8 protein-coding genes and 1 pseudogene are annotated in these 8,031 nt (G+C 68.4%); all 9 read left to right on the forward strand.

Going from position 1 to position 8,031, the window contains the following annotated elements; all coding sequences use genetic code 11:
- Window positions 1-1,284, forward strand: a 1,284-nt coding sequence (locus Q4F04_RS13780) for an aldehyde dehydrogenase (protein ID WP_303370380.1), incomplete at its 5' end; no start/stop codon positions are given.
- A 6-nt stretch (window positions 1,285-1,290) separates the two neighbouring features.
- A complete protein-coding gene (locus tag Q4F04_RS13785) occupies window positions 1,291-2,466 on the forward strand; it encodes an FAD-binding oxidoreductase (RefSeq protein ID WP_303370381.1) in 1,176 nt (391 codons plus the stop codon).
- A gap of 11 nt (window positions 2,467-2,477) precedes the next feature.
- Window positions 2,478-3,251 (forward strand): SDR family NAD(P)-dependent oxidoreductase, encoded by a 774-nt coding sequence (locus tag Q4F04_RS13790; RefSeq protein WP_303370382.1) that lies wholly within the window; start codon window positions 2,478-2,480, stop codon window positions 3,249-3,251.
- A 4-nt stretch (window positions 3,252-3,255) separates the two neighbouring features.
- Window positions 3,256-3,699, forward strand: a complete 444-nt coding sequence (locus tag Q4F04_RS13795; RefSeq protein WP_303370383.1) for a VOC family protein — start codon at window positions 3,256-3,258, stop codon at window positions 3,697-3,699.
- 14 nt (window positions 3,700-3,713) lie between these two features.
- Window positions 3,714-4,475, forward strand: coding sequence for a LamB/YcsF family protein (locus Q4F04_RS13800; RefSeq protein WP_303370384.1), 762 nt, complete (start codon window positions 3,714-3,716; stop codon window positions 4,473-4,475).
- Window positions 4,476-4,489: 14 nt separating this feature from the next.
- Complete coding sequence (locus Q4F04_RS13805; protein WP_303370385.1) at window positions 4,490-4,852, forward strand: hypothetical protein; 363 nt, start codon at window positions 4,490-4,492, stop codon at window positions 4,850-4,852.
- A gap of 22 nt (window positions 4,853-4,874) precedes the next feature.
- Window positions 4,875-5,552: an allophanate hydrolase subunit 1 gene (locus Q4F04_RS13810; RefSeq protein ID WP_303370386.1), complete on the forward strand. Its 678-nt coding sequence runs from the start codon at window positions 4,875-4,877 to the stop codon at window positions 5,550-5,552.
- Entirely contained in the window at window positions 5,549-6,487 is a 939-nt protein-coding gene (locus tag Q4F04_RS13815) for a biotin-dependent carboxyltransferase family protein (protein ID WP_303370387.1), read from the forward strand. Before Q4F04_RS13810 ends, Q4F04_RS13815 begins: the two co-directional genes overlap by 4 nt.
- A 557-nt stretch (window positions 6,488-7,044) precedes the next feature.
- A pseudogene (locus Q4F04_RS13820) lies at window positions 7,045-7,982 on the forward strand (IS5 family transposase).
- The last annotated feature ends 49 nt before the right edge of the window (window positions 7,983-8,031 follow it).

The raw sequence follows: 8,031 nt of genomic DNA on the forward strand, positions 1-8,031 counted from the left end.
GCGCGCGGCAGGCTGCTGCTGCGGGTGGCCGACCTGATCGCCGAAAACGCCGAGCGGCTGGCCGCCTTGGAAACCCGCGACAACGGCAAGCTCATTGCCGAGATGGGGGCGCAGCTGCGCTATATCCCGGAATGGTTCCGCTATTTCGGCGGGCTGGCCGACAAGATCGAGGGCGCGGTCCTGCCCATCGACAAGCCCGGCATGTTCGCCTTCACCCGGCGCGAGCCGATCGGCGTGGTCGCGGCCATCGTGCCGTGGAACTCGCCGCTGATGCTGCTGACCTGGAAGCTCGCGCCGCTGCTGGCGGCGGGCAATACCGTGGTCATCAAGCCGTCCGAGCATACCTCGGCCTCGGCGCTGGAGTTCGTCAGGCTGTTTCAGCAGGCGGGCTTCCCGCCGGGTGTGGTCAACACCGTCACCGGGATGCCGGCCGAGGTGGGCGTTCCGCTGGTCAACCACCCCGACGTGGCCAAGATCGCCTTCACGGGGGGCGAGCCGGGCGGCATCGCCGTCTATCGTGCCGCCGCCGAGGGGCTGAAGACCGTCACGCTGGAACTGGGCGGCAAGTCCGCCAACATCGTCTTCGCCGACGCCCATATCGGCAATGCGGTGAACGGCGCGATCTCGGGCATCTTCGCGGCCTCGGGCCAGACCTGCATCGCCGGCTCGCGGCTTCTGGTGCAGCGGTCGATCCACGATCAGGTGGTCGAGGGAGTCGTCAGGCTGGCCGGGGCCGCGCGGCTCGGCAACCCGGCGGATCCGGACACGCAGGTCGGCCCGATCACCACGAAAGCGCAGCGGGCCAGGGTTCTTTCCTATCTGGACATCGCACGCGCCGAGGGGGCCGAGGCGGTCCTGGGCGGCAAGGCCCCCGAACAGGACGGCCTGCGGAACGGCTGGTTCGTGGAACCCACGATCTTCACCGGCGTGAACAACCGGATGCGGATCGCGCGGGAGGAGGTCTTCGGGCCCGTCCTGTCGATCATCCCCTTCGACGACGAGGACGAGGCCTGGGCCATCGCCAACGACAGCCCCTACGGCCTGGCGGCCGGGCTGTGGACGGGCGACATCGGTCGCGCCATCCGGGGCAGCGCGGCGCTTGAGGCCGGGACGGTCTGGGTCAACGCCTACCGCGCGGTCAGCTACATGGCGCCTTTCGGCGGCTACAAGCGCAGCGGGGTCGGCCGCGAAAGCGGGCAAGAGGCGATCAACGCCTATCTGCAGACCAAGACCGTCTGGATCGACACCGCCGGTCAGGCCGCAAACCCCTTTGTCATCCGCTGAGGCGCCATGTCCGATACCGCAAGGGCAAGGGTGGTTATCGTCGGCGGCGCGATCATGGGCAGCTTTGCCGCATGGTTCCTGCGGCATGAGGGCTTCGCGGGCGAGATCACCGTGGTCGAACGGGACCCGACCTATCGCTTCTGTTCGACCGCGCTGTCCGCGGCGTCGATCCGCACCCAGTTCGGCACGCCGGTGAACATCCGCATGAGCCTTTTCGGCGTGGATTTCTTTCGCCGGATCAGGGAAAACTTCGGGCCCTCGGCCGACATCGGCTATGTCGAGAACGGCTATCTGATCCTCGGCGGACCCGACGGGACCGAAAGACGCCGGGCCGCTGTCGACATGCAGCGGGCCGAGGGGGCCGATGTCGTCGCCCTGTCCCCGGACGAGATCGCGGCGCGTTTTCCCTGGATGTCGGTCGGGGATGTCGGCATCGGCACCTTCGGCGTGACTGGCGAGGGCTGGTTCGACGCCTGGTCGCTGTTGTCGCTGGTGCGCGGTGCGGCAAGGGATCTGGGTGTCCGCTATGTGACGGGCAAAGCCGAAAACTTCGATCTGGCCAGCGACCGGGTGCGGGCGGTGCGCCTTGAGGGGGGCGACCGCCTGCCCTGCGACTGGTGCGTCATGGCGGCGGGCGCGGCCTCGGGGGCGCTGACGGCCACGCTGGGCCAGACCCTGCCGGTCAGCCCGCGCAAGCGCACGGTGTTCTCTTTCCGCGCGCCGCTGAAGGCCGCCAATTTCCCGATGCTGTTCGATTCATCGGGCATCTGGACGCGCCCCGAGGGCGAAGGCTTCATCGGCGGCATCCAGCCACCTGCCGAGTTCGATCATGACGCAACCGACGATTTCGAGCCGCATCACGGCCTGATGGAGGATGTCTTCTGGCCCGCGCTGGCTGCCCGCGTTCCCGTCATGGAGCAGTTGCGGCTGGAACGGTCCTGGGCCGGGCATTACGAGGTCAACGACCTCGACCATAACGGCATCGTCGGGCCGCATGACGAAATCGGCAACCTGGTCTTCTCGACCGGCTTCTCGGGACATGGCGTCATGCATGCCCCCGCCGCCGGCAGGGGGGTGGCCGAGGTGATCGTGCATGGCGGCTACGCCAGCCTCGATCTGTCGCCGCTCGGTTATGGCCGGATCCGCTCGGGCAGCCCGTTGCCCGAAAGCATCGTCTATTGAAGGAGAGTGACATGAGGTTCGCAGGAAAGGTCGTCGTGATCACCGGCGCCGCCCAAGGCATCGGCCGCGCCACGGCCGAGCGGTTCCTGTCCGAGGGGGCCAGGGTCGTCATCGCCGACATCAACGCCGAACGGCTGGAGGCGACCGCCCGCGAGATCGGCTCGCCCGATGCGGTTCTGCCGGTGGTGGCCGACGTCAGCCGCAAGGATCAGGTGGATGCCCTTGTCGCGCAGGCCGTGGCGACCTTCGGCCGGGTGGATGTCATGGTCAACAACGCCGGCATCGCCCCGGTCATGGAGTTCCTCGACGTGACCGAAGAGGTCTATGACCGGGTTCTGGGCGTGAACCTGAGAGGCGCCTTCCTGGGCACCCAGGCCGCTGCCCGGCAGATGATCGCGCAAGGGGAAGGAGGCGTCATCATCAACATGTCCTCGATCAACTCGGGCCTCGCCAATCCGAACGTCGCCACCTATGCGATTTCCAAGGGCGGCATGAACCAGATCACCTCGACCGCGGCGGTGGCCTTCGCACCCCATGGCATCCGGGTCTGCGGCGTCGGTCCCGGCACCATCGCGACCGAGATCATCAAGGGCGCCTTCACCGAACGCGCCGGGATGGATGCGATCCTGGCCCGCACCCCGCTGGGACGCCTGGGCAAGCCGGCAGAGATCGCCGGGGTCGTGGCCTTCCTTGCGTCGGATGACGCCTCTTACATCACGGGCGAGACGATCTATCCCGATGGCGGCCGCCGGGTGCTGAACTATACCGTCCCGGTGAAGGAGTGAACGGATGAACCCCGTGTTCAGCAAGCTGCACCATGTCTGCATCGTCGTCCACGACATCGACAGGGCGCAGGCCTATTACGACTCCATCGGCATCGGCCCCTGGATCGCCTATCCGCCGCTGGCCGAGTATGAGGAACTGGAGGTTCCCAGCCGCGAGGGTTTCGCGGGGATGCAGTACCGCATCTGCAACCTGCCGAACATCCAGCTGCAGCTGTGCCAGCCCGACCACAACCCCAGCCCCCAGCGGATCCATCTGGACAGCAAGGGCGAAGGCGTCTTTCATCTGGGCTTCGAGGTGCCGGATGCCGATGCGGCCGAGGCGGAGGCGGGAATCCCTGTGGCGATGCGGGGACGGCGAGAGAACCGGACCGGCTTCACCTATTACGACACGGCCGATGGTGCAGGTGTCGTCCTGCTGACCCGGGCGACCAACAAGCCGGGCACTTGAGGCTGCGGGGTGACATGAGGATCGACCTGAATTCCGACCTGGGCGAAGGCTTCGGGCCCTGGGTCATGGGGGACGACGCCGCCATGCTGCGGGTCGTGACCTCGGCCAACATCGCCTGCGGCGGCCATGCCGGCGATCCCGAGACGATGTTCCTGACCCTGAAGCGGGCGGCCGAACGGGGCGTCGTTGTCGGCGCCCATCCCGGCTATGCCGACCGCGAAGGCTTCGGGCGGCGGGTGATCCCGATGACGCCTGCCGGGATCGCGCGGATGGTCGCGGCGCAGACCGGCGCGCTGCAGGGGGTGGCCGCGCTGGCCGGGGCAGAGGTTCGCTATGTCAAGCCGCATGGGGCGCTGGGCAACCTGGCGGCGGACGACCGCGCGGTGGCCGAGGCCATCGTCGCGGCGGTGCGCGCGCTGCCGGGACGCCTCGCAATCCTCGCCATCTCGGGGTCTGAGCTTGAACTGGCGGCGCGGGCCGTGGGGGTCGAGGTCTTTTCCGAGATCTTCGCCGACCGGGCCTATCTGCCGACCGGCCGGCTGGTGCCCCGGTCGCAGGCGGGCGCGGTGCTGCGTGATGTGCACCAAGCAGCCGACCGGCTGGTCCGCTTTCTGGAAACCGGGCGGATGCCGGTGATCGAAGGCGAGCCCATCGCCCTGGCCGCGCAGTCGATCTGCGTTCACGGGGACACGGCGGGCGCCGTCGGCATGGCGCAGGCGATCCGGGCGCGGCTGCAGGCCGCCGGCGCCACCATCGCGCCTTTCGTGAAACCCTGACGGAAAGCCCGCCGATGGCCAACGGATACCTGAAGCCGCAACCCGCCCCGCGCCGCCTCAAAGGCGCAGCCACCGGCGATCCGGCGAAGCCTGCGGGAAAGGGGCAGAACCCTAGACCGGACATGGTAATCGTCGCGGGACGCCCTTCCCGGGCCTGCAAGGCAATCTTCGCTTTCGCCGTTTCCCAAGCGGTGCCGGAGGTCTGGAACGGCATCGCGTCGCGGGGAAGGCTGCCGAAGAGCGGCAGGGTGATCCTTGGAACCGGCAGATCTGACGCCATCAGGCCCCTCTGGAACAGCCCGGCTTGCCGGAATGGCACCGCCCTGCGGCGCGGCGCGGCCGAGGGGGATTTCATCCTTGCCACAGGCGCCGCCTGACGTGCAGGCCCCTGCCCCTTCCATGCGGTCCTTTCCCGTCTTCAGCCCCGTGGCCGAACACGGCCTGCTGGTCGAGTTCGGCGAGACGATCGATCGCGACATCCATGCCCGCGTGCTGCAACTGGACCGGGCGCTGGCCTCGGCGCCCTTCGACGGCTTTCTCGAGGCCGTGCCGGCCTATGCCGCGATCCTCATCCGCTTCGACCCGCGGGTCTGCGACCACCGCTTGGCGGAACAGGCAGCGCGGCGGCTGCTGGACCACGGGAAGGCTGCCGCGAGCGGGGCCACCACGCGCGAGGTCGCCGTCTGCTATGAGGCCGACCTCGCCCCCGACCTCGACGCCGTCGCCACGGCCGCCGGCCTGACGCGGGACGAGGTGATCGCGGCCCATCTGGCGGGGCGATACGAGGTCTTCATGTATGGCTTCGCGCCGGGCTATGCCTATCTGGCCGGCGTCCCCGAGGCGATCCGCCTTCCGCGAAAGCCCGCCCCCCGGCGCGGCGTCGCGGCGGGCAGCGTGCTGATCGCCGGTCCGCAATGCCTCGTCTCGACCATCACCATGCCGACCGGCTGGTGGATCATCGGCCGCTCGCCCACCCGCATCCTGACCGGCGACGCGGACCGCCCTTTCCTGTTCGACGTGGGCGACCGGGTCCGCTTCCGCCGGATCACCCGCGCCGAGTTCGAGGCCGGGGCATGAGCGATGCGGTGCTCTCCATCGCCTTCGCCGGGCCGCATGTGTCGGTGCAGGACGGCGGCCGCCCCGGGCTGATGCGCTATGGCGTCCCGGCCTCGGGGCCGATGGACCGCAGGTCCTTCACGGCTGCGAACCTCGCGCTCGGCAACCCGGCCGATGCGCCGGGGATCGAGATTTCGCTGGGGGGGCTTGCGCTCGACTGCCTGTCTGGGACGGTCAGCTTCGCCGTGGCCGGCGGCGGCTTCATCGTCGATCACGGTGGGCAGAGGCGCGGGTCGTGGGGCGTTGCCACCCTGCGGGGGGGCGAGAGGCTGGCGATCCGGCCGGGATTCTGGGGAAGCTGGTGCTATCTGGCCCTTGCCGGTGCGCTGCAGGTCCCGCGCTGGCTGGGCAGCGCCTCGACCCATGCGCTGTCGGGACTTGGCGGCGGGCGCCTGTCACCCGGCCAGCGACTGGTCGTCGCGGACGCCGCACGGCGCGAGGGACGAGAGGGCGACATTCCCTGCCCGGTGAGCGCCCGCCCGCGGTCCGCGCTGCGCGTGACCATGGGCCCGCAGGAGCGGTTCTTCGCCCCCGAGGCACTGGCCGCCTTCCGGTCGGGTCCCTGGCGGATGACCGACGCCTGGGACCGCATGGGCGTGCGCCTGGAGGGCCCCCTCATCGCGCCCGAGGCGACGCTGGACATGCCGTCCGAGCCGATCATGCGCGGCTCGATCCAGGTCGCGGGCGATGGGGTCGCCACGATCCTGCTGGCCGACCACCAGACCACCGGCGGCTATCCCAAGATTGCGACAGTGCTGGACTGCGACCTCGACGCCTTTGTCCAGCTTCGCCCGCGCGACCGGGTGGTCTTCCGGCCCGTCACCCCCGAAGCCGCCACCGCCATCGCCCGCACCGCCGCCATGGCCAGCCCGGCGCAGGTCCTGCGGCGCGGGTGACAGATGGCCTTCGCGAATACCGGCCTTCCGGCGCTTACCCTTCATCAACCGCGCCGCGTTTGCTGGAGTTCGGCTGGGCTTTGCTGCGCCTTCACCCCGTCTCCTTGATCATCTCCGGGATTCGCCGGATCTGAGACCTCTCTCGTTCCTGCTGCGCTTGCCTCGCAGCACAACCGTTCTCAGAGACGATGCTGCAGGATAAGCTCGCCTTTGTGCTCGGCGAGCAGGCGGTGTCCCGCGTGCTGTCCTTCCCCAGCCTTGTCGCCGCTGCAGGCCGCGCATCGGGGTCCAAAGGCCAGATCGAAGACCTCATGATGGGGATGGGCAAGAACCTCTGTTTCACCTGCCATGCGACCGAGGCGGACATTCTCGGTGATCTTCATGATCTCGCGAAGGGGACGCCGGGCCGCTTGTCCCCCGATGACCGGACGTTCTTCGAGAACGCCGGCGGCGGCCATCTGGGCCTGATGACCTGCGCGACGATCTACGAGGCTTTTGTCGCCGCCGTAGCCGTTGGTAAAGACGTTCGACCTCGGCGCGGCAGGCCGCAACCTCGGCTGACCGTCTGGCGTCGTCCCAGCCGATACCGCACGACGAACTGGAAGTCCTGCAATGATGCCCTGAGGCGGCGCGGGTCGCTGCTGATCTGGCTGGACAAGGACATGGCCCGGATGGCGATCAGGGCCGGGCGTTCCGGCCGCCCGCTTGTGTTCTCCGCCGCGGCGATCCAGTTCTGCCTGATGGTGAAGGTGCTTTTCGGCCTGCGCCTTCGACAAACAACAGGCATGGTGGCCAGCATTCTCGAGATGGCAGGGCCGGATTGGCCGGTGCCGGATTTCTCCACGCCTCAAGCCGCCGGCAGAAGACCCTTGCCGTTCAGATATCAAGCCGCCGCACGCTAAGGCCACTGAACCTGCTGGTCGACAGCACCGGGATCAAGTTCCCGGGTGACGGAGAATGGGTGGCCCGCAAGCACGGTACGCATCGCAGACGCCAGTACCGCAAGGTTCATCTGGCAATGGATACGGCCACCGGTGACATCCGGGCGGTGGAGTTCACGTCAAGCCGTGAGGGTGACCGCCCTGTCCTACCGGACCTGCCGGACCAGATCCCGCCAGAGGAGCAGATCGGCACCGTAACTGGCGACGGCGCCTTCGACACCCGGCGTTGCCACACGGCCATCCTGGATCGCGGCGGCACCGCCGTCATCCCGATCCGCAAGAACGGATGCCTGTGGAAGGAAGACTGCCCCGCTGCCCGTGCCCGCAACGACATCCTCCGGGCAACCAGACGCTTTGGTCGTGCCACCTGGAAGCACTGGTCCAAGTATCACGTGCGAAGTCGGATTGAGGCGAGAATGCGCTGTCTCAAATCATTCGGCGAGCGGATCGCCTCTCGAAACCCGGACAGACAAACAGCCGAAGTCCACATCCGTATCGCACTCATGAACCGCTTCAACGCGCTCGGCACCGCCGAGATCGAACGCGTGGCCTGAGCTTGGTTGGGTAAGGGGGAACTCACCTCAGATGGTGAGTTCTGCAACA

Source organism: Paracoccus sp. (in: a-proteobacteria) (assembly GCF_030536915.1).
Lineage (GTDB): Bacteria > Pseudomonadota > Alphaproteobacteria > Rhodobacterales > Rhodobacteraceae > Paracoccus.

Coding starts and splice junctions, on each gene's coding strand:
- Q4F04_RS13785 (WP_303370381.1), top strand. CDS start 1,291: ATGTCCGATACCGCAAGGGCAAGGGTGGTTATCGTCGGCGGCGCGATC.
- Q4F04_RS13790 (WP_303370382.1), top strand. CDS start 2,478: ATGAGGTTCGCAGGAAAGGTCGTCGTGATCACCGGCGCCGCCCAAGGC.
- Q4F04_RS13795 (WP_303370383.1), top strand. CDS start 3,256: ATGAACCCCGTGTTCAGCAAGCTGCACCATGTCTGCATCGTCGTCCAC.
- Q4F04_RS13800 (WP_303370384.1), top strand. CDS start 3,714: ATGAGGATCGACCTGAATTCCGACCTGGGCGAAGGCTTCGGGCCCTGG.
- Q4F04_RS13805 (WP_303370385.1), top strand. CDS start 4,490: ATGGCCAACGGATACCTGAAGCCGCAACCCGCCCCGCGCCGCCTCAAA.
- Q4F04_RS13810 (WP_303370386.1), top strand. CDS start 4,875: ATGCGGTCCTTTCCCGTCTTCAGCCCCGTGGCCGAACACGGCCTGCTG.
- Q4F04_RS13815 (WP_303370387.1), top strand. CDS start 5,549: ATGAGCGATGCGGTGCTCTCCATCGCCTTCGCCGGGCCGCATGTGTCG.